Origin of the sequence: Polynucleobacter necessarius (assembly GCF_900095195.1) — a bacterium.
Classification (GTDB): domain Bacteria; phylum Pseudomonadota; class Gammaproteobacteria; order Burkholderiales; family Burkholderiaceae; genus Polynucleobacter; species Polynucleobacter necessarius_G.
On record NZ_LT606950.1, the window covers coordinates 131451 to 154807 of the forward strand.

Consider the following 23357-nt stretch of genomic DNA (forward strand, 5'->3'; position numbering starts at 1 on the left):
AGTAAGTAAAAATCAATAAGGTTTATTTTTTAAAGAGTCCGCCAATGCCTTTGGCGGCTCCCTTAGCGGCCATCGCTGCCATAGTGCGGGCCATCTTGCCGCCTTTAAATTGCTTCATCATTGTTTGCATTTGTTCAAATTGAGCAAGCAGACGATTGACTTCTTGTACCTCTACTCCAGAACCTGCCGCAATACGACGCTTACGACTAGCTTTGAGTAACTCGGGCTTTCTGCGTTCTTGAGGCGTCATGCTATCGATGATTCCCCGCATCCGTTTTGTTTGCTTATCAGCGTTGCTGAGGTTTGCTTTGGATGCTGCTTGAGCAACTTGACTAGGGAGCTTGTCCATCAAGCTAGCCATACCACCCATCTTTTGCATCTGCATTAATTGATCTCGAAAATCTTCTAGATCAAATCCGCCCTTAGAAATCTTATTGGCTAATTTTTCTGCTTGAGCGACATCAACGTGCTGTTGCGCTTGCTCAACTAAAGCAAGAATATCGCCCATGCCCAGAATGCGGTTTGCCATGCGCTCGGCATCAAAGGTTTCTAAGCCATCCATTTTTTCGGCGACGCCAATAAATTTCAGCGGCACTCCGGTGACTTGACGTACCGATAGTGCGGCACCACCGCGAGAGTCGCCATCTAGCTTAGTGAGGATTACTCCAGTGAGCGGTAGCGCTTCATGAAACGCTTTAGCAGTGTTGACGGCGTCTTGACCCAACATGGCGTCAACTACAAATAACGTCTCAATAGGATTGAGGTTGGCATGCAAAGATTTGATTTCCTGCATGAGTGTTTCATCGACGCCTAAGCGACCAGCCGTATCCACAATCACGACATCAACGTAATGGCGGCGTGCCCAATCTAAGGCAGCACTCGCGATATCGACGGGTTTTTGATCGACGTTACTAAGAAAGAATTCAGCACCTACTTGCTTAGTTACTGTTTCTAGCTGCTCGATAGCAGCAGGGCGGTATACGTCACACGAAACGGTGAGAACCTTTTTTTTCTTTTTCTCTTGCAGCCATTTGGCTAATTTGCCAACAGAAGTGGTTTTACCAGCACCTTGTAGGCCCGCCATCAAAATCACGGCAGGAGGTTGGGTTGCTAAATTCAGTTCCCCGCTCTGGGATTCACCCTGCATGATGGCGGCGAGCTCACGTTGGACGACCCCAACGAGTGCCTGCCCAGGACTAAGGCTGCCGACAACCTCTTCACCAAGTGCTTTAAATTTAATTTGCTCTAGCAAAGACTTCACAACAGGTAGCGCAACGTCAGCCCCGAGTAAGGCTAAGCGGATCTCCCGTAACATTTCCGCTGTATTGGCTTCTGTTAGGCGAGCCTGACCCTGCATTGTTTTCACAACGCGCGATAGGCGGTCGGTGAGGTTCTCAAGCATTTATCGATTAGACTTTGTAGATGGATATTTTAGGTCACTCAGCTTCTGGATTATTCCCCGCAGCAATTTACCTATTGCTTTTGGCATTTTTGAGCCTAAAGTCAAAGGATGGCGTAGGGTCTGCTGCTTCGGTGGGGCTTGTACAAGCCTACATTTTGTTTGCCTTATTGGCTCATGGTGTTCAATTACATGACTCTGTCTTTACAGCGCAGGGGTTTGTGTTTGGATTTGCCCAGGATTTATCGCTAATTGCTTGGGTCGGCTTGGCCTCTTATTGGTTTCAGTCTTGGTTTTTGCCGATCTCCAGCTTACGCTGGCTGGCAGTTTTATTTGCATTAGTTTGCTCGCTACTACCAAGTCTTTTTCCAGGAACCCTGATTTCGCCCAAAGCGGTTTCTGACCCATGGTTTAAGGGCCACTTCATTGTGGCAACCATCTCTGTTGGCTTACTGAGTTTGGCTGCTATGCATGCCATGCTAATGAGCATTCAAGATCGGGCGCTCCATCGTCAACTCGCCATCGTTCCAGATAGTCGTGTCGCTCATTGGTTGGAAGATCTTCCGCCGCTGATGACGATGGAGAGTCTTTTATTTAATTTTCTTTACGTTGGATTTACGTTGCTCAGTTTGACGGTGTTTTCAGGTTTACTGTTCTCCCAAACGTTTTTTGGAAGACCATTAGTATTCGATCACAAAACTATTTTTGCTTTAGTTTCGTGGGTGTTATTTGGCGGTCTATTGTTAGCACGTTGGCGTGTTGGCCTCAGAGGTAAAGCAGCAATACGCTGGGTATTAAGCGCTTACAGCGCTCTGCTGTTGGCATATGTTGGTAGCCGTTTTGTTTTAGAAGTCATTCTTCAGAGAGCATAAGACTTGGCTCGGTGGCTTTTTTTAATCGCCGGTGTATACCTACTTTATCGTTGGATAAAAGGTAAAAATTCTACTAAACTCAATCGAGAGGATGCTCTGAAGTCCATGTCAGATAAGGCTCCAGAGATTCTCGAGCCAGAAGTCATGGTGCCTTGTCAGTATTGCAACGTACACCTTCCGCAATCGACTGCAATCACTTTTGAACAGCGTTTTTATTGTTGTGAAGAGCATCTTCATGAGCTCGATATCGCGGGATGGATTGGTTTTGCAAATTGGCGACCCTCACCAAATTACGATGTGAGACCAGAAAATATTCAACCGGATTTAGTGGTCATACATCACATCAGTTTGCCGCCAAGTGAATTCAAAAACAAACACTCTAGCCATTACATTGTGGATTTTTTTCAGAACAAATTAGATCCAAATGTTCATCCGTATTTCGCTGAAATCGCAGGACAAAAAGTTTCGAGCCATTTTTTGATCACGCGTTCGGGGGAGTTGATTCAATTTGTATCCACTTTGAATAAAGCTTGGCATGCTGGCGTATCTTCTTTTTTGGGTAGAGAAAAGTGCAATGATTTTTCGATTGGCATCGAGTTTGAAGGCGATGGCGAGTCTGCTTTTGAGGATGCCCAGTACAAAACCTTGACTGCGTTAGTGAAAAGATTGTCTGCCAGTTATCCCAATCTTCAATTTGCTGGGCACAGCGATATTGCTCCTGACAGAAAAACCGATCCCGGACCTTTTTTTGATTGGCAAAAGCTCAAAAAAGAGACAGAAATTTCTCCAAAAAATCTCCCTTATGGGGTGACTTTTCGTTAGTTGATTTTTGTATGTGAGCATACGCTTACTTTTTTTAGCCTTTGCCTAAAAAGGGCTAAAAATCGTGCACCAAAACACCTCTCAAAATTGTCGATCTCTTAGTAAAAATACTGATAAGTTTTCGTCATAAAAATCTTACCAATTACCAAATATTTCCCTATACTTAGTGCCTAACGCGCTTCGAGACACTAGATGTAGTGTTTGAATCTAGCAATAGCCCATTGTTTTTTAACGATATTTTGTCCAAATAACTATATAAATACGCAGGAGTAACATGACATACGCAAATCCACAGACAGCAGGCCAAACACCTGGAGTAAATAACCCAGGAATGAGTCCTGCAGGGGCAATTAATCAGACCCCTTCTGCCAGTTTTGTTGCTGGTGGTGTTGGTGGCGCTCAGGCAACCCAATTATCAGATTACAAAATCATTCGTCGTAATGGTTCTGTTGTGGCGTTTGAGCCATCCAAAATCGCTATTGCAGTAACCAAAGCATTTTTGGCGGTGAATGGTGGTCAAGGTGCGGCATCAGCTCGAGTGCGCGAACAAGTTGAACAGCTGACGCATTCCGTGGTGCGCGCATTGTTGCGTAGCCGTCCGAATGGCGGTACTTTTCATATCGAAGATATTCAAGACCAAGTCGAATTGGTATTGATGCGTAGTGGTGAGCATAATGTTGCTCGCGCGTATGTCCTCTACCGTGAGAAGCGTAATCAAGAGCGTGCTGCTCAACAGGAAGTAAGCCAGGAAACACAAGCGGCTGCACAGGCTGGCGAGTCTGGAATCAAAGTCACCGACAACGGCGTTGAGAGGTATCTCGACATGGCTGCGTTGCGCACAGTTATTGAAGCTGCTTGCGAAGGTCTAGGCAATCACATTGATGCTACACCGATCATCACTGAGACCATTAAGAATTTATACGATGGCGTGCCAATGGCGCAGGTTTATGACTCTGCGATTTTGGCTTCACGTACATTAATTGAAAGAGATCCTGCATACAGCCAGGTTACTGCACGCATTTTGATGCATGTTATTCGCAAGGAAATCTTTGGCAGAGAGGTGTCTCAGGCTGATTCCCAAGCTGAATACAGCACCTATTTTGCAAAGTACATCAATGAAGGCATTTCAGCGGAATTGTTAGATCCACGGATGCGCGAATTTGATCTGCCACGCTTGGCTGCCGCATTAAACGCCAATCGTGATTTGCAGTTCAACTACCTCGGCTTGCAGACTCTCTATGACCGCTACTTCTTGCATATTGAAGATCGCCGCATTGAGATGCCGCAGGCATTCTTTATGCGTGTAGCGATGGGCTTGGCAATAAATGAATTGGACCGCGAGCGTCGCGCTATCGAGTTCTATGAAATCTTGTCGACTTTTGATTTCATGTCCAGCACGCCAACCTTGTTCAATTCAGCAACAACTCGTCCGCAGCTCTCAAGCTGCTACTTGACGACTGTTGAAGATGATCTGGATGGCATTTATGAGGCATTGAAAGAGAATGCATTGCTATCTAAATTTGCTGGTGGCTTGGGTAATGACTGGACCAATGTTCGTGCATTAGGTAGTCATATCAAAGGCACCAACGGTAAATCACAGGGTGTTGTGCCATTCCTCAAGGTAGTAAATGACACAGCGGTTGCTGTAAATCAAGGTGGCAAGCGTAAGGGCGCGGTTTGTGCTTACCTAGAGACATGGCACTTGGATATTGAAGAGTTCTTGGAATTGTGCAAGAACACAGGCGATGACCGTCGCCGTACTCATGATATGAATACGTCCAACTGGATTCCGGACTTGTTCATGAAGCGTGTTATGGAAAACGGTGAGTGGACATTGTTCTCCCCATCCAATACACCTGATTTGCATGACAAGTTTGGTAAGGCATTTGAAGAGGCTTATATTGCCTATGAGCAAAAAGCCGATCGTGGCGAATTGAAGCCATTCCGTAGAATTCCAGCGCAACAATTGTGGCGCAAGATGTTGGGCATGTTGTTTGAAACTGGCCACCCTTGGATTACTTTTAAGGATCCTTGCAACGTTCGTAGCCCACAACAGCATATTGGTGTGGTTCACTCCTCTAACCTCTGCACCGAGATCACCCTCAATACCAATGAGGACGAGATTGCAGTTTGTAACTTGGGCTCTGTGAACTTAACCGCTCACATGACTACCGATGCAAACGGTAAGCTGGTTCTTGACCATGAGAAACTCCAAAAAACCGTGCGTACTGCAATGCGGATGCTCGATAACGTGATTGATATCAACTACTACGCAGTAGCTAAAGCACGCAATTCCAACCTCAAGCACCGTCCAGTGGGTATGGGCATCATGGGCTTCCAAGGTTGCTTGCACATGCAGCGCATCCCTTACGCTAGTGAAGAGGCTGTGAAGTTTGCGGATACCTCGATGGAAGCAATTTGCTACTACGCATACCAAGCTTCTAGCGAATTGGCTGAAGAACGTGGCGTTTACAGCACTTACAAAGGGTCGCTATGGGATCGCGGCATCCTGCCACAAGATACTGTAGCGATGTTGGCTGCAGAGCGTGGTAGTTATGTTGAAGTTGATACCTCTTCAACCATGGATTGGACCAGCTTGCGTGCTCGCATCAAGCAGCACGGTATGCGCAACTCCAATTGCGTGGCAATTGCGCCTACAGCAACGATTTCCAACATCATTGGTGTATCCGCTTGCATCGAGCCAACCTTCCAGAACTTATTCGTGAAATCCAATCTTTCTGGTGAATTCACAGTGGTGAATGAGTATTTGGTGCGTGATTTGAAAGATCGCGGCCTCTGGGATGAGGTGATGATTGCTGATTTGAAGTACTTTGATGGCACTTTGTCTAAGATCGACCGTATTCCTCAAGACCTCCGCGATTTATACGCAACGGCTTTTGAAGTTGAGCCTAGCTGGTTGGTGGAAGCGGCTTCCCGTCGTCAAAAATGGATTGATCAGGCCCAGTCATTAAATATCTATATGGCTGGTGCATCGGGTAAGAAATTGGACAATACCTACAAGTTAGCTTGGTTGCGTGGCCTCAAAACCACCTACTACCTCCGCACGATGGCAGCAACCCACGTTGAGAAATCAACTGTTGCCAGCGGTCAATTGAACTCCGTATCGAGCGGCGCTGATGGAGGTGGAGTATCTGCGACTCTAGTTGAAGCGGATGGTCCAGTTTGCACCATGCGTCCAGGCGATCCTGGTTTTGAAGAATGCGAAGCATGCCAATAAGTAATCTAATTGGTCAAAAAATAAAAGAATTTAGGAGAAAGTTATGTTGAATTGGGAAGAGGAAGTTGCTCCAGCGCTAGCGAAAGCTGGGCTTGCGCCACAACCGGTTGCGGTTGAGCCACAACGCCCGCAGCCAGACCAAGTAGCGATGGCAGCACCTCAAGCCGCTGCGCCAGCAGTGGCGCAAACACCAAGCATACCAGTTGCTGGTATGGGAACCCGTCGTGTGAATGTTGCGGACAAGCGGGTGATTAATGCTAAGACCGACGTTAATCAGTTGGTTCCATTCAAATACAAATGGGCGTGGGAAAAGTATTTAGCAGGTTGCGCCAACCACTGGATGCCGCAAGAGATCAATATGAACCGCGATATCGCGCTTTGGAAGGATCCAAACGGCCTTACTGAAGACGAGCGTCGCATCATCAAACGCAATTTGGGCTTCTTTACCACTGCCGATTCTTTGGCGGCAAACAATATTGTGTTGGGTACATATCGTCAAATCACTGCTCCAGAGTGCCGCCAATACCTATTGCGCCAAGCTTTTGAGGAGGCAATTCATACCCACGCGTATCAATATATTGTGGAATCCTTAGGCCTGGATCAAGGTGAAATCTTCAATGCGTATCACGAGATTGAGTCGATTCGCGCCAAAGATGAGTTCTTAATTCCGTTTATTGATGTCTTAACTGACCCAACATTTAAGACTGGCACCCTAGAAAACGACCAAAAACTCCTGCGTTCGTTGATTGTTTTTGCCTGCGTAATGGAAGGTTTGTTCTTTTATGTTGGTTTTACGCAAATACTTGCGATGGGTCACCAAAACAAAATGACGGGTGCTGCCGAGCAGTATCAATACATCCTTCGCGACGAGTCCATGCACTGCAATTTTGGTATCGATTTGATTAACCAAATCAAGCTGGAGAACCCGCAGTTATGGACTTCCGCGTTCAAAGACGAGATTAAATCGATCTTCGAAAAAGCGGTTGAATTGGAGTACCGTTATGCCGAAGATACGATGCCTCGCGGAGTGCTCGGCTTGAATGCGCCGATGTTCAAAGGTTACCTAAGATACATTTGTAATCGCAGATGTTTGCAAATAGGACTTGACGCGATGTTCCCAAATGAAGAGAATCCATTTCCATGGATGTCAGAAATGATTGATCTTAAGAAAGAACGCAACTTTTTTGAGACACGCGTTATTGAGTATCAAACTGGCGGTGCGCTAAATTGGGAGTAGTTGGTAGTAAGTAAGCGCACAGCCGGCTAAATAGGAGATTAGACGGTTGGATAGTATTAGAAGTCAGCAAAAACAGACTCAAATCCGAAAACCCTTGCTCAAGGGTGTCTGGGCTACTCTCTCTATTTTTTCCAGCACATTTAAGAAGCCGTTGTCCTTCGGGGCCGCGGCTTTTTTCCAGGATTCATTAGCGTGCAGCACTTAGCATCAAGCCGCGCGCCGATGAATGGCTCGCTCGTTCATCCTGAATGGTCGGGTCTTCTTAATGTAGTTTGTACTAATCCTCACGTGAAGGAGTAACACACATGGTAACAAAGAAAAATCCTGCTGCAAAGGAACCGGCTGCTAAAAAGCCAGCTGCAAAAAAAGTAGCTAAGGAGCGCCCAGCTAAGAAAGCTGCTGCTAAAAAGCCAGCTGCAAAAAAAGTAGCTAAGGAGCGCCCAGCTAAGAAAGCTGCTGCTAAAAAGCCAGCTGCAAAAAAAGTAGCTAAGGAGCGCCCAGCTAAGGAACCGGCTGCTAAAAAGCCAGCTGCAAAAAAAGTAGCTAAGGAGCGCCCAGCTAAGAAAGCTGCTGCTAAAAAGCCAGCTGCAAAAAAAGTAGCTAAGGAGCGCCCAGCTAAGGAAGCTGCTGCTAAAAAGCGCGTAGCAAGAAAAAAGTAAGCAAGCCTGCTGCGAAGAAAGCGGGTTCTGCAGTAAAAAAGCCCGCGGCTAAGAAAGCTGCACCAGCGACTAGTGCGTTGAATCCTGCCGCTGCTTGGCCCTCCCCAACTGGCACACGCCCTTAATCAGACGGGCGTTATCACAAGGGGTCTCTTTTGAGACCCCTTTTTTATTGCCCAATTTTTTCTGATAACGCCCTAGCTTTAAAAGCTAAAACCAAACGCCGCTTTGAACTGCTCTGCGATTTCAGTTTTACTGGGCTGGTGGTTTTGCGGTCCTTGATGGGTGATTTTGATCGAGCCCATTAAGCTTGCCAAACGGCCGGTTGTTTCCCAATCCATGCCACTTTCTAGACCAAAGAGCAGTCCTCCGCGAAATGCATCGCCGCAGCCAGTAGGATCGACAACTTTTGCTGCTGGAACTGGTGGAATGGCAATGCATTTGCCGTTTGAATAAATTTCCGCACCTTCAGCGCCTTTGGTGACGATAAGCGCTTTGACCCGCTTGGCTACCTTTTCCAGGCTTAAGCCAGTGCGTTTCGACAACATTTCGCCTTCGTAATCATTCACGGCTAGGTAGCTCGCGATATCTACTAGCTCTAATAACTCTGGGCCATCAAACATCGGCAGACCTTGTCCCGGATCAAAGATGAATGGAATATTGGCTTCTGCTAGCTGATGGCAGTGCTCCCACATTCCCTGGCGACCATCTGGTGCAACGATGCCAAATTTAGCGGATGCCTTGGAATTGTTGCTGCGCTCAGCAATCACCGTAGATACTTGGTTGAGGTGAGATTCACCCATTGCTCCAGGATGAAAGGCGGTAATTTGATTATTGGTTTGATCTGTTGTGATCATCGCTTGCGCAGTGAACGCGCTCTCAATTTGGCGTATGTGGGTACTGTCGATATTGAGTTGCTTCAAACGGTTCATGTAGGATGAAGCATCCCCGCCAACGGTTGCCATGATGATGGGGTCGCCACCTAAAAGGCTGAGGTTGTAGGCAATATTGCCTGCGCAACCGCCAAACTCACGACGCAACGTCGGGACCAGGAATGCCACATTCAGAACATGAATCTGTTCGGGCAGAATTTGATCGGCAAATTTGCCTTCAAAGTTCATGATGGTGTCGTAAGCGATCGAGCCGCAGATTAGGCTAGCCATAAATTGCTTTCTGTTGGTAAGTGAAATGAAAGAAATCGATATAAAAGCGGTTTATTGGGGATGCAGAACACGAATTCGATAGCCCGCAGCGTTTGATGGAAGGGCAATTGGTAGTTCTGCTTGGATCTTTTCTCCGGAGGGTGCGCCAATTTTCAAAAATTGGGATGCGATTCTTGCCAAGTAGATGGCAACCATTCTTTTGAAGTTAATTGAATCGATTTCAGGCCGGATTCTTCTGCATCGGTGAGTGAGATTTCTAAATTGGGTAGTAAAACTGGTATCGCAAGGCGATTTTGTATTTCAATTTGTAGTAACGATCGATTTGCGGGGCTTTTAAGACCCTCTCGTGCGTTTTCCGGTGGTTAGGGTGACGAAGTTATTTTCCAAGCAGAAAAATCGCTTACAGGGCGATTAAAGCATTTAAGAGCGCTACATAATTTTTCATCGACACGTTGCAGTGCTGAAAATGCGCCGACCGAAATTGCATTGAATGAACCATCAATACGGGGCGCTAACTTGGGAAGTAGCCAATTTCTTGAAAAATGCTCCCCAAAGACGAGGAGCAAAACAAAAAAACATCCAAGCAGCGCTAACTTAAAACTTTTTTTTGCGCAGGTGCAGCAAATTTATTGGGCTGGGTATTCAGAGAGCTCTTTTTATCGCTTGCCAGGGTGCCATGCAAACAAACCCAGCCCTCACTCTCTTTCCAGACAGAAAGTTTTAACCATTGACTATAGGTTGCTATCACCTCCTCTGCCTGTCTTGCAAGGACTCCAGAGAGAATAATTTGGCCACCGAGACGCATTTTATTCACCAATGCGGGGGCTAAAACTTGCAATGGATTGGCCAGAATATTGGCCATGACGATGTCATATTTCGTTTCTGCAGCGAGCTCTGGCGCGCTTTCTGTAGGCAATACAAAGCGAATTTGAGTGTTATTCACCTCCGCATTGCTACGAGCCGCCACTATGGCTTGAGGATCAATATCGGTTCCAACAACAGGATTGCAGCCAAGTTTTGCAGCCGCAATTGGCAAAATGCCAGAGCCACATCCGTAATCGAGCAGGCTTTGATTTTGGAGATTGCTTTGTTCTTCCAGCCAAAGTAAGCAAAGGTGCGTTGTTGGATGACTGCCTGTCCCAAAAGCTAATCCTGGGTCGACTGCCAAACAAATTGTATCAGGATCTGTTGGGGCATTGTGCCAAGAAGGCACAACCCAAATCCGTTTACCAATCGGAATTGGCGCGAATTGACTTTGTGTCAAGCGAACCCAATCCTGCTCTTCAACGATCTTTTCTTGCGGCGGGGACAACTTGAACCCGGCCTCTTTTAGGGCGAAGAGTAGATCAGGGATAAAGTGTTTGCTATCGGAATGATCCAGTTCTGGATTGAAGAGCGCTGTGACCGCGGACCGATCCCAAGCTTGCACTTCGGGCGAAAGACCAGGCTCTCCGTAGAGGGGGTTTTGATCGTAACCACCCGCAGCAGCATCTTCAACCGTTACTGAGAGTGCGCCTAGCTCAAGCAGCACATCTCCTAATGGTTCAGCAGTTTCGGCTGCTACCGTGAATACCAATTCACGGTAGGGCATGAGACACCAGCATTTGAGTCATGAAGGAAGGTGAGTTAAGACTTGCCGCGATTAGCGGCTTGTTCTTCAAGACGGTGCTCCAGATAGTGAATACTGGTACCACCTTCCATAAAGTTCGGGTCCAGCATCAACTCGCGGTGCAATGGAACGTTTGTCGTAATCCCATCAATCACCATCTCAGACAAGGCAATTTGCATCCGACGGATCGCCTGTTCGCGAGTGTTACCGTATGAAATGAGTTTACCAATCATGGAGTCGTAGTTTGGGGGCACGACATATCCGCTATAAGCATGAGAATCTACGCGAATACCAGGGCCACCAGGCATATGGAAGGAGCCAATCTTGCCAGGACTCGGTGTGAATTTGAATGGATCTTCTGCATTGAGGCGGCATTCGATGGCATGACCACGGAACACAATGTCTTTCTGGCGGTAAGACAACTTGAGTCCAGCCGCAATCCGAATTTGCTCTTGAACAATATCCACTCCCGTAATCATTTCGGTGACGGGATGTTCAACCTGAACGCGGGTATTCATCTCAATGAAGAAGAATTCACCGTTTTCATACAAGAATTCAAAGGTGCCCGCACCACGATAGCCGATTTTTCGACAAGCATTTGCACAACGCTCACCAATTTTGGTGATTGAGCGACGATCGATGCCAGGTGCAGGTGTTTCTTCAATCACTTTTTGGTGGCGACGCTGCATAGAGCAATCGCGCTCACCTAGCCAAATGGCATTGCCATGAGTATCGGCAAGAACTTGGATCTCAACGTGGCGGGGTTTCTCTAAAAACTTCTCCATGTAGACTTCAGGGTTACCAAAGGCGCGTCCCGCTTCTTCGCGGGTCATATTCACTGCATTAATTAAATGCGCTTCAGTATGAACGACGCGCATACCGTGTCCACCGCCACCACCAGCCGCTTTGATGATGACAGGGTACCCAACGCGTTTTGCCGTGGCAATAATTTCCTTGGGATTGTCTGGTAACGCACCTTCTGAACCGGGAACGCAAGGAACACCCGACTTGATCATGGCTCGCTTGGCAGATACTTTATCGCCCATTAAGCGAATCGATGCCGCAGTAGGGCCGATGAAAGCAAAGCCCGATTTTTCGACGCGCTCAGCAAAATCGGCATTCTCGGAGAGGAAGCCATAGCCAGGGTGGATCGCTTCCGCATCCGTAACTTCAGCCGCAGAAATAATTGCTGGCATATTGAGGTAGCTAAGCGACGAGGGTGCTGGTCCAATGCAAACGGCCTCATCCGCAAGCTTGACATACTTTGCTTCTTTGTCAGCAGTGGAGTAAACCACCACGGTTTTAATTCCCAACTCGCGACATGCGCGTTGGATACGGAGAGCAATTTCTCCCCGGTTGGCGATTAGAATCTTATCGAACATGTCGGCTCTGAGTTAGGTAAATTGGATTAAAAAAGCCGCTGAAGATTAAGCGATCACAAATATGGGTTGGTCAAATTCAACGCCTTGACCGTTTTCACAAAGAATTTCTTTGATAACGCCGTCTTTTTCAGATTCGATTTCATTGAGAAGCTTCATGGCCTCGATGATGCAAAGGGTTTGACCCACCTTAACGGTGTCACCCACATTCACAAAATTTGGAGATTCTGGATTCGGTGCGCGGTAGAACGTGCCCACCATCGGAGCGCGCGCAATAAATCCAGTTTCTACTGCTGCCTCTTGGGCAGGAGCTGAGGTTGCTGCTGGCGCAACCGGAATTGCTTGCGCAGGAGCAGGGTTTGCATAAACCACGTGACCTGCTGGGGCTGGGGAACCAGCATTCACAATACGTGCCCGATCTTCACCTTCGTTGACTTCCAGTTCAGATATTCCGGATTCAGAAACTAGGTCGATCAAAGTTTTGAGTTTTCTTAAGTCCATGCGAATGCGTCCTCTCTTGAAATTTATTTTTGTAAACGGGTGATTGCAGCTTGCAGAGCTAACTCGTAGCCAATGGCACCAAGGCCGCAAATCACACCAGTAGCAATGTCGGATAAATAGGAATGTTTGCGAAACTCTTCCCGTTGATGAATATTGGATAAATGAACTTCTGTAAATGGAATGGCCACGTCAGCTAAAACATCCCGAAGGGCAACGCTAGTGTGGGTAAAGGCACCAGGGTTGATGATGATGAAATCAACCCCATCCTGTTTTGCCTTCTGAATTCGGTCAATTAATTCACCCTCATGATTACTTTGATAGGTATTGAGCTCAACAGATTGAGCTTTGGCGGTCTCACCGAGCTTTTGATGGATGTCTTCTAAGGTAGTTTTGCCATAAACCTCGGGTTCACGGGTGCCCAGAAGATTCAGATTGGGACCCTGAATGACGAGAATTGAAGCTTTTTTAGACATAGATCCCTATTTTTAGATGCAGTTAGGTGTCAATTAGTTAATTTGGCTTTTGGCGACTTAGACAACATTTTGCTTCCCTTGCTATGGGTCAAAGTATAACCCTACAAACTTCTCAAGAGTCTAAAAATCCTTCCGAAAGTCGAAAATTTCACTCGTTTCAAAAGCGAATAATAAAAATTGGCACTGATTTTGCCTAAATAATGGGCATTCAGAAAATATCAGACAGTTCGTAACGGCTGGTAAAAATCATCAAATTGCAGAATCTATTGCCTTTTTAAGCTCTTCTTCGCTTATTTTCCCTAATTTTGTAAAAACGGATTTTCCTTTTGGGTTGATGATGACGGTATAGGGAAGGGCGCCTTGAGAATTGCCCATCTGCTTGGCGATATTGCTACCCTCAAGGCCGCCAATAATAATTGGGTATGAAACTGGGGTTTTTTGGAGGAATTCGCGTACGCTCGATGGTGAATCGATACCGATGCCGATAATTAAGACATTTTTCGATGCGTATTCTTGGGCAATTTTGTCTAAAGCTGGCATTTCTTCAACACAGGGAGGGCACCAGGATGCCCAAAAATTCACCACCAATACTTTCCCACGCCAATTTTCTGATTTGACTGCTTTCCCATCCGGGGTTTGCCATGGATTGACAAAAAAGCTCTTGACGGAGGGGTCGCTTGCCAAACCGGTTTGCGAAATCCAATGCGATGAAAAGATTCCGGCTAGAAGTGCCAAAAGACTCATTCCGCAAATCATCATCCACTGTCTTCGGTCCACGACAACTCCTTCGCTAAAATTCGCTAATGCATATACACATCTTAGGCATTTGCGGTACTTTCATGGGCGGCATTGCCTCCATCGCCAGGCAAGCCGGACATCGGGTAACGGGTTGTGATGCCAACGTATATCCACCAATGAGCACGCAGCTTGAGGCTCAAGGGATTGAACTCATCGAAGGATTTTCGCCAGATCAATTATTGCAGTTTGAGACCATGCCTGATTTATTCGTGGTTGGCAATGTGGTTTCTCGAGGCAATCCTTTGATGGAAGCCATTTTGAATCAAGGTCTTCCGTATATTTCTGGACCTCAGTGGCTGGTTGAGCAGGTGCTCTATGACCGACATGTATTAGCCGTTGCAGGTACCCACGGTAAAACCACAACATCGGCCATGCTGACATGGATCTTGGAATTTAATGGCTACAAGCCAGGGTATTTAATTGGTGGTGTACCGCTCAATTTCACCGTTTCAGCACGTCTTGGTGAGAGCAAATACTTCGTGATTGAAGCGGATGAGTACGACACAGCTTTTTTTGATAAGCGCAGTAAGTTTTTGCACTATCGTCCGCGTACTGCCTTGTTGAGCAACTTGGAGTTTGATCATGCAGACATATTTGCGGATCTAGCTGCAATCGAAACGCAGTTTCACCATCTCGTACGCACAGTGCCGAGTGATGGATTGTTAGTGGTTAATGGCGAAGAGCCTGCCCTAGAGCGCGTGGTGACCCGTGGAGCATGGGCCCCAGTAGAGCAGTTTGGGCATGATGCCAATTGCGCTTGGTCATTGGTTTCTCAAGTCGGCGATGGTTTTATCGTCCTTAAACATGGCGAAGAAGTTGCAACAGTGAACTGGGCGCCCGATTCAGGTGTGATGGGGAGACACAATCAACTGAACGCCCTTGCTGCCATTGCATCTGCAAATCACATTGGCATTTCCCCTGCGAATGCTGCGCGCGCATTAGCGGAATTTAAAAACGTTAAGCGTCGACTAGAAACGATTGGTGTAGCAAAAAACATTACGGTGTACGACGACTTTGCGCATCATCCAACGGCCATCACGACCACTGTGGATGGATTGCGTCGCAGGGTTGGTCAGGCCCGTATTTTGGCAGTATTGGAGCCACGGTCCAACACGATGAAACTGGGTGTGATGAAGGCCCAGCTTCCGAATAGCTTGCAACAAGCAGATAAAGTCTTTGCATACGGAGCAAAGAGTGGCAAGGAATCCTTGGGTTGGGATTTAGCAGAAGTGTTGGCGCCGCTAAACAGCAAAGAGCCTAGTAAAGCTCGGGCTTTTGATGATCTCGATGCCTTAGTTGCTGCGGTAGCTAACGAGGCTAAGTCCGGCGACCAGGTTTTGGTGATGAGCAACGGGGGCTTTGGCGGTATTCATCTAAAAATACTCAAGGCTATTTCCGCTTGAGGTACGCATTAAAGCGAATTTAGTTTAGCATTGAAGGATACTTAAAACTTGCAATAAAAGAATATGAGAGTTAAAAACCGAGATTACAAAAGTATATGGATCAACGAAAAGGGCAATCTTTGCGTCATTAACCAATTAAGATTGCCCCATGTTTTCGAAACAGATGTACTCAAGGATTTCGATGCAGTTTGTTATGCGATTAATAATATGGTTGTTAGGGGTGCGGGACTTATTGGGGCTACCGCAGGTTATGGTATGTGGGTGGCAGCATCGCAAGCTCCTAAGGAAAGCATTGCATCTTTTGAAAACTATGTTCACCTTCAAGCAAATCGATTGTTGGCCACTAGACCGACCGCTAGCAACCTTGCTTGGGCTGTTGCACGTCAGCTTAAGGAATTAAAGCAGGGTAGCACTATTGAAGAAAAAATTGCACTACTTAAAGACCGTGCTGAAACAATTGCCGATGAAGACTCCCGATCTTGTCAATCTATCGGGTGGCATGGTCTAGAGCTACTCAAAAAGATTGCTGCTACTGAGCCAGGAAAAACCATTAATGTATTGACTCATTGTAATGCTGGTTGGCTGGCATTCGTAGATTTTGGATCAGCTCTATCACCTATTTTTGCGGCGCACGATGTAGGGGTTCCCATTCATGTCTGGGTAGATGAAACTCGGCCGCGCAATCAAGGCGCGAGCCTTACCGCTTGGGAGTTAGCGCAGCATGGCGTTCCCCATAGCCTCATTGCAGATAATGTTGGCGGCCATTTAATGCAACATGGAATGGTAGATATGGTTATTACTGGCGCCGATCGTATCACGCGCAATGGAGATGTAGCCAATAAAATCGGTACTTACTTAAAAGCTTTGGCTGCAAAAGATAATGACCTTCCTTTCTATGTTGCTTTTCCCTCAAGTACTATCGATTTTTCCTTAAGCGATGGTTTATCTCAGGTTCCAATTGAAGAACGCTCTGGTGATGAAGTTCGCAGGATGAGCGGAAAACTTGCAGATGGCTCGATTGCAACTGTGCAAATATGTCCCGATGAAACACCAGCGCGTAATTGGGCATTTGATGTAACTCCTGCCCGCCTTATCACCGCACTGATATGCGAAAGAGGAGTTTGTCCCGCTACCGAAGCAGGTATTCTTGGGTTATTCCCCGAGGAAGCATAATGAATACATCACCCAGAGATGAGGGTGTCGTCAAGTATCATGCTGTCCATCGCAATGACCCTGCGCCCACTCACCCATTACTGAATAAGCTTGATCAAGCTCGAACTCAATTATTTGATCTTGGCCTGGTAGGTGTCTATCTGGATGGGGTTGGTTATGGTAATGTTTCTGTTAGACATGAAGCTGGCTGCATTATTTCGGGTACGAGCACTGGAGCCACGCGAATTTTAGGCGCAACTGGTTATTGTTATGTCAGTAACTTTGATATCGTAGCCAACATCGTCTGCACTGAAGGCCCAATCCAAGCTAGTAGCGAAGCGATGACGCATTGCGCAATTTATCAAGCTAACAGCGCAATTAATTGCGTTTTGCATATACACAATCCACAACTTTGGCGGAAACTACTCGATCGAAATGGCCCTTCAACTTCTAAAGAAGTTACATATGGGACACCTCAAATGGCCCAAGAAGTGGCTGTCATAGTTCAAGGGTTAGCCAATCCTTGTGGTCTTTTGGCGATGGCTGGACATGAGGACGGTATCGCTGCTTTTGGGCCGACTATTGATTTGGCGCTTAATCAAATACAAGCTGTTTTAACTTGATCATCAATGAATGCAAAGGATTTAAGATGGCTGTAAAAATTGGCATCATTGGGGGCAGTGGCCTTGATAACCCCGAGCTATTTCAAAATCCTCAAGATGCACAAGTGAGCAACTCTTGGGGGAGACCCTCTTCACCACTCAAACTTGGAAAAATTGCTGGCGTGGATGTAGCCTTGTTAGGACGACATGGCCGAGAACACACTATTCCTCCAACACAAGTCAATTATCGTGCCAATATTCAAGCCTTAAAAGATATTGGTTGCACTCATATATTGGCCACTACAGCCGTAGGATCTTTGCGTGAAGAAATTGGACGTGGGCATTTAGTGATTCCTGATCAATTCATCGACTTTACCAAGCAACGCAAGATGACTTTTCATGAATCGTTTAAACCATTTGAGCCCATTCACGCCCCTATGGCCGATCCCTTTGATGCCCTCCTTAGAAACATTTTGATCAACGTTTGCTCTGAACAGCAAATTATTTTTCACAATACTGGTACTGTAATCACTATTGAGGGCCCTCGTTTTTCTACACGCGCAGAATCTAAAATGTTCCGACTCATGGGGGCAGACATTATCAATATGTCGGTTGCAACTGAGGCTGCGCTTGCCAATGAAATAGGTATACCTTACGCTGCAATTGCGATGAGTACAGACTATGATTGCTGGAGGGAAGACGAAGAGCCAGTTAGCTGGGATGCAATTTTAGAAGTCTTTAAGGATAATGCTGATAAAGTTACCCGTCTCTTACTCTCAGCTATTCCCATCATCGCTAAAAATTCAAGCGCCAAAAATCTCATCCAATCGATAAGAAAGTAAGATCAATCCAGCTACCACACTATTTATTTTTTCACGCGGATTATTATGAATTTGTTAGATTACCTTCCTGGCGTACCCGACTTTCCTAAGCCTGGAATTTTGTTTCGCGATATTTCACCGTTGCTTGCAAACCCTGTTGCTTTTTATGAGGCAATCCAACAGTTAAATCAACTGGCTGATGATTTTAATTACACCCATATTCTTGGGATCGAAGCACGTGGTTTTATTTTTAGTTCGGCGCTTGCCCATCATGCACAAAAAGGCTTGGTATTGGCCCGCAAGCCAAATAAGTTGCCGCAGGCAACCCATCGTCAATCATATGGTTTAGAGTACGGCAACGATTCGTTAGAGATGCAACAGTCAAGCTTACCAGCTGGCGCCAAAGTACTCATTCTTGATGACGTCCTGGCAACTGGGGGCACCTTGATCGCCGCTAAAAAATTGCTAGAAAGTGCCGGATTCGAAGTCTGTGGTGCCCTGACCTTGCTGGAAATTGCCGGGCTAAATGGAGCGACACTCTTAAAAGAGCAGGGGATTGAAAGCCGCACATTACTTGTTGCCTAATGGCGTCGGGTTAATCACTAACGCCGTTTAACAATCAATTTTGAAAGCAAAAAATGGGTAATCGATTACAAGATAAAGTCGCCATTGTTACTGGCGCAGCAAAGGGGATCGGTTTTGCGACTGCGCAACGATTTGCTGAAGAAGGTGCAAAAGTGATTGTTACTGATATCAATCTTGAAGCCGTTACGGCTGCCATCGCCCGGATGGCTAATGCTGAAGCGTATGCCATGAATGTGACCGATCGGGCTAGTATTCAAGCGGTGATTGATGCGGTGATACAAAAACACGGACGCGTTGATATTTTGAACAATGCGGGTATTACACAAGATGCACGTTTGGTCAAGATGACGGAAGCGCAATTTGATGCGGTGATCGATGTGAACCTCAAGGGTGTTTTTAATTGCACGCAATTGGTTGTGCCGCACATGCTTGAAAAAGGATCAGGCGCAATTGTGAATGCTTCGAGCGTAATGGGTCTCTATGGTAATTTTGATCAGATCAACTACTCGGCAACGAAGTTTGGGGTGATTGGTTTTACCAAGACCTGGTCCCGTGAGTTGGGCCCAAAGGGTATCCGTGTTAATGCTGTGTGCCCTGGTTTTATTGCTACCGAAATGGTGAAGGCGATGCCAGAAAACATTTTTCAGGATATCGAGAAGCGGAGTTGGTTGGGGCGCTTAGGCACTCCAGAAGAAATGGCAAATGTGTATTTGTTTTTGACCAGCGCTGAAGCAAGCTACGTAAACGGTGTTGCATTAGAGGCTAGCGGCGGGATTTCGCTCTAAGCATGAATCTTTTATACGAAGAGGGTGGCGATATCAAAATCGCTACTGTCCAGTCCGCAACAGGATCGGGTGAATCGGAGTCTTGGTAGGCCACGAGCTTGTCGGGCAAGAAAATCAAGCTAAAGGCCAAAGAAGTCTGGTTGCGCTTTGAAAAGCCTGAAGCACAAGCGGTTATGGATGAAGCCCTTGTCCTGGTGAACGATATTGATTTGCAACTGCTTTGGGATTGTGCTCCCGACGAGGAGTTTGGTTTAGTGGACGTTTCTTTAGAGTATTTTGGCGCGCAGGCAACGATCCCCCAGCAAGCTTCATTGGCCATTGCATTACAAAGCGCCCCCGTTTTTTTCGTCGCAAAGGGCGTGGACGATTTCAGCGAGCACCTCTAGAGCAACTGCAATCGGGCCTAGCAGCACTAGAGCGCAAGCAAAAAGAGTTGGAGCAGCAATCACTCTGGCAGACTGAGTTAGTTGCTGGCAGATTTCCAGAGGCCTTGAAATCTGCTGCGAAACAGTTGCTCTTCTCGTCTGACAAAAACACGTCGGCCTACAAAGCATTAATGGCTGCTTGTACTCAGACAGGCGAGTCGCCACCACAATTGATGATTCGTTGTGGCGCTATTGATTCTCCATTGGCGTATCACCAGGGAGTGTTCCTCAAGACGCATTTTCCCATGGTGCCGCCCATTCCTCCAGTATTGGCATTGATCCGTCTATTTTTGATGCTGCGATTGCGCAATTGCCTATCGCACAGGTCAATGCATTTTCCATTGATAATGCAAGTACAACTGAGATCGACGATGCCTTATCTGTGACTGAACTGTCTAATGGCGATGAGACTGGGTACCGTATCGGCATTCATATTGCCGCACCAGGTTTGGTGATTACAAAAGATGATGCGCTCGACCAAGTTGCTCGCAATCGGATGTCTACCGTCTATTTTCCAGGCGACAAAATCACGATGCTGCCCGATTCTGTCATTGAACGGTTTTCTTTGGACGAGGGTGGCCCGAGACCAGCGCTATCAATTTATGTGGATATTGACGCTGATGGCAATGTTCAGCGAGAGAGTTTGCAAATGCGGGCAGAGCTAGTATCGATTGCGGCTAACCTACGCCTTGAAAATATTGAGCATTTAGTCAGCGAAGAGAGTTTGGCATCTGTAGATATGCATTACCCATTTCAGAAGGAATTAGCAGTCTTGTGGCGGGCGGCAAAACACCTGCATGCAGGTCGACAAAAGAAGCGGGTGGCTAATGGATTGCGTGGTGAGCAGCTCGGCGTTTCTGATCCGAATGCGTTGGCCCGAGATTTTTATTTCCAAATTCAAGAAGCGAATCAACAAGATTCCAAGGCGCAGCGCGTTGAAATTGTTCCCCGTCAACGCGGTTCTATTTTGGATACGATTGTTGCTGAGTGGATGATTTTCTGTGACAGCGCTTCAGGTCAATTACTCGCTGAGTATGGATTACCAGGCTTATTCAGAACGCAGAAGGGTTGGGGCCCTTTGCGGACTCGTATGCAAACAACCCCTGGACCACATGAAGGTTTAGGTTTGAACTATTACGCTTGGTGTACCTAGCCATTGCGGCGTTACTCTGACTTAGTAAATCAATGGCAACTGATTACACTTGCAAAGCATGGTGTAACAGCAAAAATGGTTGCACCATTTCCACCAAGGGATGCAACGCTTATGGGCATTGCTGCAGACTTTGAGTCTTGTTATCAAGCCTACGGTGAGTTTCAGGACCGTCTTGAGAAGTATTGGTGCTTGCGTTGGATCACTCAAGATGGCGAATCTAAAAAAGTCCATGTGCGCCATTTAAAAGAGGGTATGTCGAGGGTAGAACCCATACCACTTCATTTGCCAATACCAGAATTAGCAACCCATCCTCATATGACGCGCGCAGAGGATAGTCGTGGAGGGGTGAATCTGTTGCAATTGACCGCAGCAGTGAGAGTGCTAGAGATTGAAGCTAAAGTTGAGCAGCTTGAATCTGTTGTTGAGAAAGTTGTAGATTCAGCATCAATTAATATTGACGAAGATGCTAGCTCCGATTAAATCCACAGTGTTTTTTCGCTCGGAGGGCGTCAATCGAGCATTCATGTATTTGCAAGATACGTGGCAGCGTTACCCATTTCGCTTGGCTTTATGAGTATCCCTCCTCATCCATATTCTCTTCCTGTCATTTCGTTGGGGAATGGGGGAAATACAAACTTGGCGACTCAACACCCCGCTCAGCGTAGTGCTTGTCAATGCTAGCAACAAAGTGCCGCCTAAGCAGGCAAACAAGTTGGCGCAGGCGGACTTGCAAGGCGGGGGTAATTCTGAAACACAAGATGCAACCGCATTGCATCGTGCCAGATTGGGAGCAGAGGCGCGCCTTGAGGGTGCTAGAGAAGCAACAAAAGCAAATGCTGGCAAAGTTGGATGAGCAGCGCGCTGAATCGGGTGGTCGTAAAAGTGGCGAGGATCAAAAAATTGCTCCGCAACTCAATTCATTAGAGGCAGAGTTGGCAAAACGGTTGCAGGTGGATGGACGGCAACCTCGTCGAAAGGCGCTTACCGGAGCTAACACGAAATCCGTCACATTTGCCCATTATTTTGATGCCATGCGTCAAAAGATTGAAACTTATGGCAGTACTTTTTTTCCGCGTGCAAATGGCAGACCACTGTATGGCAGCTTGGTGATCGTGGTAAGCGTGGATTCCCAAGGGCGTATTGCTCCGAACGCTCAAGGTAAAGATGGCGTCTCAATTGGGCGCAGTTCTGGTAACCCTGAGTTAGATCGCCAGGCCTTGGCGATTGTTCGTGCCTTGGCACCATTTGGCCCATTCCCTTTAGAAATGCGCAATCAATTGGATGTGCTGGACTGGATCTCCATATTTGATTTTGCGAGAGAGGGGGCTGATCGTTTGGAGCTAAAGCGTTAATTCGCTTATTCTGTAGTCATCATGAGTTCTCATATCTTCGCCGATCTGCACATTGATCCCAGTCTTCATAAGGATGTGGATGTCTATGCGGTTGCTGGGAATCCGATTGCCCACAGTAAGTCACCACTGATTCATCAGCAGTTTGCTGAACAAGCAAAGCAAGTAATGCACTATGGCCGCTTACAGCCTGAATTGGATGATTTTGCCAATGCGGCCAAGCGATTCTTTTTTGCTGGCGGTAAAGGAATGAATGTCACAGTGCCATTCAAGTTAGATGCTCAGGCATTTGCAAACCAATTGACGCAACGCGCTCAATTAGCAGGTGCAGTCAATACGCTATGGGTTCGGGATGGCAAAGTCTATGGTGATAATACTGATGGCGCTGGTTTAGTAAGGGATCTTCTGGCACAAGGCATTGCGCTTCAGGGGTCTCGTATCCTTCTCTTGGGCGCGGGCGGAGCAGCCCGTGGGGTTATTGGCCCATTATTGGAGCAATCTCCCAAATGCTTAGTGATTGCGAATCGTTCCCATGAAAAGGCTAGTGAGCTTGTAAAGCTTTTTGCTAATTTAGCCGCCTCAAAAGAAGTTGCCCTGGAATTTCGTTCTTTAGCAGATCTAGAGCACACAGCAAAAACACCGTATCCATTTGACTTGGTAATCAGTGCCACTGCAGCAGGTTTATCAGACGAGTCGCCGTTAAGTGCCGCTGCTGTTGCAAATATCTTTACACCCAGTTCATTTGCATATGAAATGGTCTACGGTAAAACCACGGCATTTATGCAGCAAGCGCTACAGCGCGGGGCGCGAATTAGTGATGGTTTAGGGATGTTAGTTGAGCAGGCTGCAGATGCCTTTTTGCTCTGGCGCGGCAGTGAGCTTGCCAAACACATTGATCCACGTGCAGTCTTGGCAAAGCTACGCAATTAATC

24 protein-coding genes are annotated in these 23357 nt (G+C 46.8%); 17 read left to right on the forward strand and 7 right to left on the reverse strand.

The window, feature by feature from the left end; translation table 11 throughout:
• Nucleotides 1-22: 22 nt before the first annotated feature.
• Nucleotides 23-1402: a signal recognition particle protein gene (gene ffh / locus BQ1619_RS00775; protein WP_114661662.1), complete on the reverse strand. Its 1380-nt coding sequence runs from the start codon at nucleotides 1400-1402 to the stop codon at nucleotides 23-25.
• A 20-nt stretch (nucleotides 1403-1422) separates the two neighbouring features.
• Between ffh and BQ1619_RS00780 the strand changes: the two genes are divergently transcribed.
• The 5 genes from BQ1619_RS00780 (at nucleotide 1423) to BQ1619_RS00800 (ending at nucleotide 8227) form a co-directional block, all read left to right on the forward strand.
• Entirely contained in the window at nucleotides 1423-2271 is an 849-nt protein-coding gene (locus BQ1619_RS00780) for a cytochrome C assembly family protein (protein ID WP_114661664.1), read from the forward strand.
• A 3-nt stretch (nucleotides 2272-2274) separates the two neighbouring features.
• The gene (gene ampD, locus BQ1619_RS00785) at nucleotides 2275-3093 is read left to right on the forward strand and encodes a 1,6-anhydro-N-acetylmuramyl-L-alanine amidase AmpD (protein ID WP_231968380.1); all 819 of its coding nucleotides are present in this window, start codon (nucleotides 2275-2277) and stop codon (nucleotides 3091-3093) included.
• A gap of 331 nt (nucleotides 3094-3424) precedes the next feature.
• Nucleotides 3425-6331, forward strand: a complete 2907-nt coding sequence (locus BQ1619_RS00790) for a ribonucleoside-diphosphate reductase subunit alpha (protein WP_415066232.1) — start codon at nucleotides 3425-3427, stop codon at nucleotides 6329-6331.
• A gap of 43 nt (nucleotides 6332-6374) precedes the next feature.
• A complete protein-coding gene (locus BQ1619_RS00795) occupies nucleotides 6375-7568 on the forward strand; it encodes a ribonucleotide-diphosphate reductase subunit beta (RefSeq protein ID WP_114661666.1) in 1194 nt (397 codons plus the stop codon).
• A 305-nt stretch (nucleotides 7569-7873) separates the two neighbouring features.
• On the forward strand, nucleotides 7874-8227 hold the full coding sequence (locus BQ1619_RS00800) for a hypothetical protein (RefSeq protein ID WP_331851879.1): 354 nt from the start codon (nucleotides 7874-7876) through the stop codon (nucleotides 8225-8227).
• 203 nt (nucleotides 8228-8430) lie between these two features.
• Here the strand turns inward: BQ1619_RS00800 and BQ1619_RS00805 are convergent, their stop codons facing one another.
• From BQ1619_RS00805 to BQ1619_RS00830, 6 genes are all read right to left on the reverse strand, one after another.
• A complete protein-coding gene (locus BQ1619_RS00805; RefSeq protein WP_114661667.1) occupies nucleotides 8431-9390 on the reverse strand; it encodes a carbohydrate kinase family protein in 960 nt (319 codons plus the stop codon).
• A gap of 589 nt (nucleotides 9391-9979) precedes the next feature.
• The gene (prmA, locus tag BQ1619_RS00810) at nucleotides 9980-10981 is read right to left on the reverse strand and encodes a 50S ribosomal protein L11 methyltransferase (RefSeq protein ID WP_114661668.1); all 1002 of its coding nucleotides are present in this window, start codon (nucleotides 10979-10981) and stop codon (nucleotides 9980-9982) included.
• A 35-nt stretch (nucleotides 10982-11016) separates the two neighbouring features.
• Nucleotides 11017-12381 (reverse strand): acetyl-CoA carboxylase biotin carboxylase subunit, encoded by a 1365-nt coding sequence (gene accC / locus BQ1619_RS00815; RefSeq protein ID WP_114661669.1) that lies wholly within the window; start codon nucleotides 12379-12381, stop codon nucleotides 11017-11019.
• A gap of 45 nt (nucleotides 12382-12426) precedes the next feature.
• Nucleotides 12427-12879, reverse strand: a complete 453-nt coding sequence (gene accB / locus BQ1619_RS00820; protein ID WP_114661670.1) for an acetyl-CoA carboxylase biotin carboxyl carrier protein — start codon at nucleotides 12877-12879, stop codon at nucleotides 12427-12429.
• Between the two features lie 23 nt (nucleotides 12880-12902).
• A complete protein-coding gene (gene aroQ / locus BQ1619_RS00825) occupies nucleotides 12903-13352 on the reverse strand; it encodes a type II 3-dehydroquinate dehydratase (protein ID WP_114661671.1) in 450 nt (149 codons plus the stop codon).
• A 249-nt stretch (nucleotides 13353-13601) separates the two neighbouring features.
• Nucleotides 13602-14111, reverse strand: a complete 510-nt coding sequence (locus BQ1619_RS00830) for a TlpA family protein disulfide reductase (protein ID WP_231968381.1) — start codon at nucleotides 14109-14111, stop codon at nucleotides 13602-13604.
• A 44-nt stretch (nucleotides 14112-14155) separates the two neighbouring features.
• Between BQ1619_RS00830 and mpl the strand changes: the two genes are divergently transcribed.
• From mpl to aroE, 12 genes are all read left to right on the forward strand, one after another.
• A complete protein-coding gene (gene mpl / locus BQ1619_RS00835; RefSeq protein ID WP_114661674.1) occupies nucleotides 14156-15553 on the forward strand; it encodes a UDP-N-acetylmuramate:L-alanyl-gamma-D-glutamyl-meso-diaminopimelate ligase in 1398 nt (465 codons plus the stop codon).
• Between the two features lie 63 nt (nucleotides 15554-15616).
• Nucleotides 15617-16726: an S-methyl-5-thioribose-1-phosphate isomerase gene (mtnA, locus tag BQ1619_RS00840; protein WP_114661676.1), complete on the forward strand. Its 1110-nt coding sequence runs from the start codon at nucleotides 15617-15619 to the stop codon at nucleotides 16724-16726.
• The gene (locus BQ1619_RS00845; protein WP_162784558.1) at nucleotides 16726-17328 is read left to right on the forward strand and encodes a class II aldolase/adducin family protein; all 603 of its coding nucleotides are present in this window, start codon (nucleotides 16726-16728) and stop codon (nucleotides 17326-17328) included. The genes mtnA and BQ1619_RS00845 overlap by 1 nt, the downstream gene beginning before the upstream one ends.
• 26 nt (nucleotides 17329-17354) lie before the next feature.
• Entirely contained in the window at nucleotides 17355-18149 is a 795-nt protein-coding gene (gene mtnP, locus BQ1619_RS00850; protein ID WP_114663458.1) for an S-methyl-5'-thioadenosine phosphorylase, read from the forward strand.
• 45 nt (nucleotides 18150-18194) lie between these two features.
• Nucleotides 18195-18713, forward strand: a complete 519-nt coding sequence (locus BQ1619_RS00855; protein WP_114661680.1) for an adenine phosphoribosyltransferase — start codon at nucleotides 18195-18197, stop codon at nucleotides 18711-18713.
• 53 nt (nucleotides 18714-18766) lie between these two features.
• Nucleotides 18767-19498, forward strand: coding sequence for a 3-oxoacyl-ACP reductase FabG (gene fabG / locus BQ1619_RS00860; protein WP_114661682.1), 732 nt, complete (start codon nucleotides 18767-18769; stop codon nucleotides 19496-19498).
• Nucleotides 19499-19638: 140 nt separating this feature from the next.
• A complete protein-coding gene (locus BQ1619_RS09400; protein ID WP_231968383.1) occupies nucleotides 19639-19884 on the forward strand; it encodes a hypothetical protein in 246 nt (81 codons plus the stop codon).
• Nucleotides 19885-20233: 349 nt separating this feature from the next.
• Nucleotides 20234-21076, forward strand: a complete 843-nt coding sequence (locus BQ1619_RS09405) for a ribonuclease catalytic domain-containing protein (protein WP_231968385.1) — start codon at nucleotides 20234-20236, stop codon at nucleotides 21074-21076.
• Between the two features lie 3 nt (nucleotides 21077-21079).
• Nucleotides 21080-21556: a hypothetical protein gene (locus BQ1619_RS09410; protein WP_231968387.1), complete on the forward strand. Its 477-nt coding sequence runs from the start codon at nucleotides 21080-21082 to the stop codon at nucleotides 21554-21556.
• A 139-nt stretch (nucleotides 21557-21695) separates the two neighbouring features.
• Nucleotides 21696-21929: a hypothetical protein gene (locus BQ1619_RS09415; protein ID WP_231968389.1), complete on the forward strand. Its 234-nt coding sequence runs from the start codon at nucleotides 21696-21698 to the stop codon at nucleotides 21927-21929.
• Nucleotides 21910-22428: an energy transducer TonB family protein gene (locus BQ1619_RS09420; RefSeq protein WP_231968391.1), complete on the forward strand. Its 519-nt coding sequence runs from the start codon at nucleotides 21910-21912 to the stop codon at nucleotides 22426-22428. Before BQ1619_RS09415 ends, BQ1619_RS09420 begins: the two co-directional genes overlap by 20 nt.
• Nucleotides 22429-22449: 21 nt before the next feature.
• Complete coding sequence (gene aroE / locus BQ1619_RS00875) at nucleotides 22450-23355, forward strand: shikimate dehydrogenase (RefSeq protein WP_114661684.1); 906 nt, start codon at nucleotides 22450-22452, stop codon at nucleotides 23353-23355.
• Nucleotides 23356-23357 lie beyond the last annotated feature (2 nt).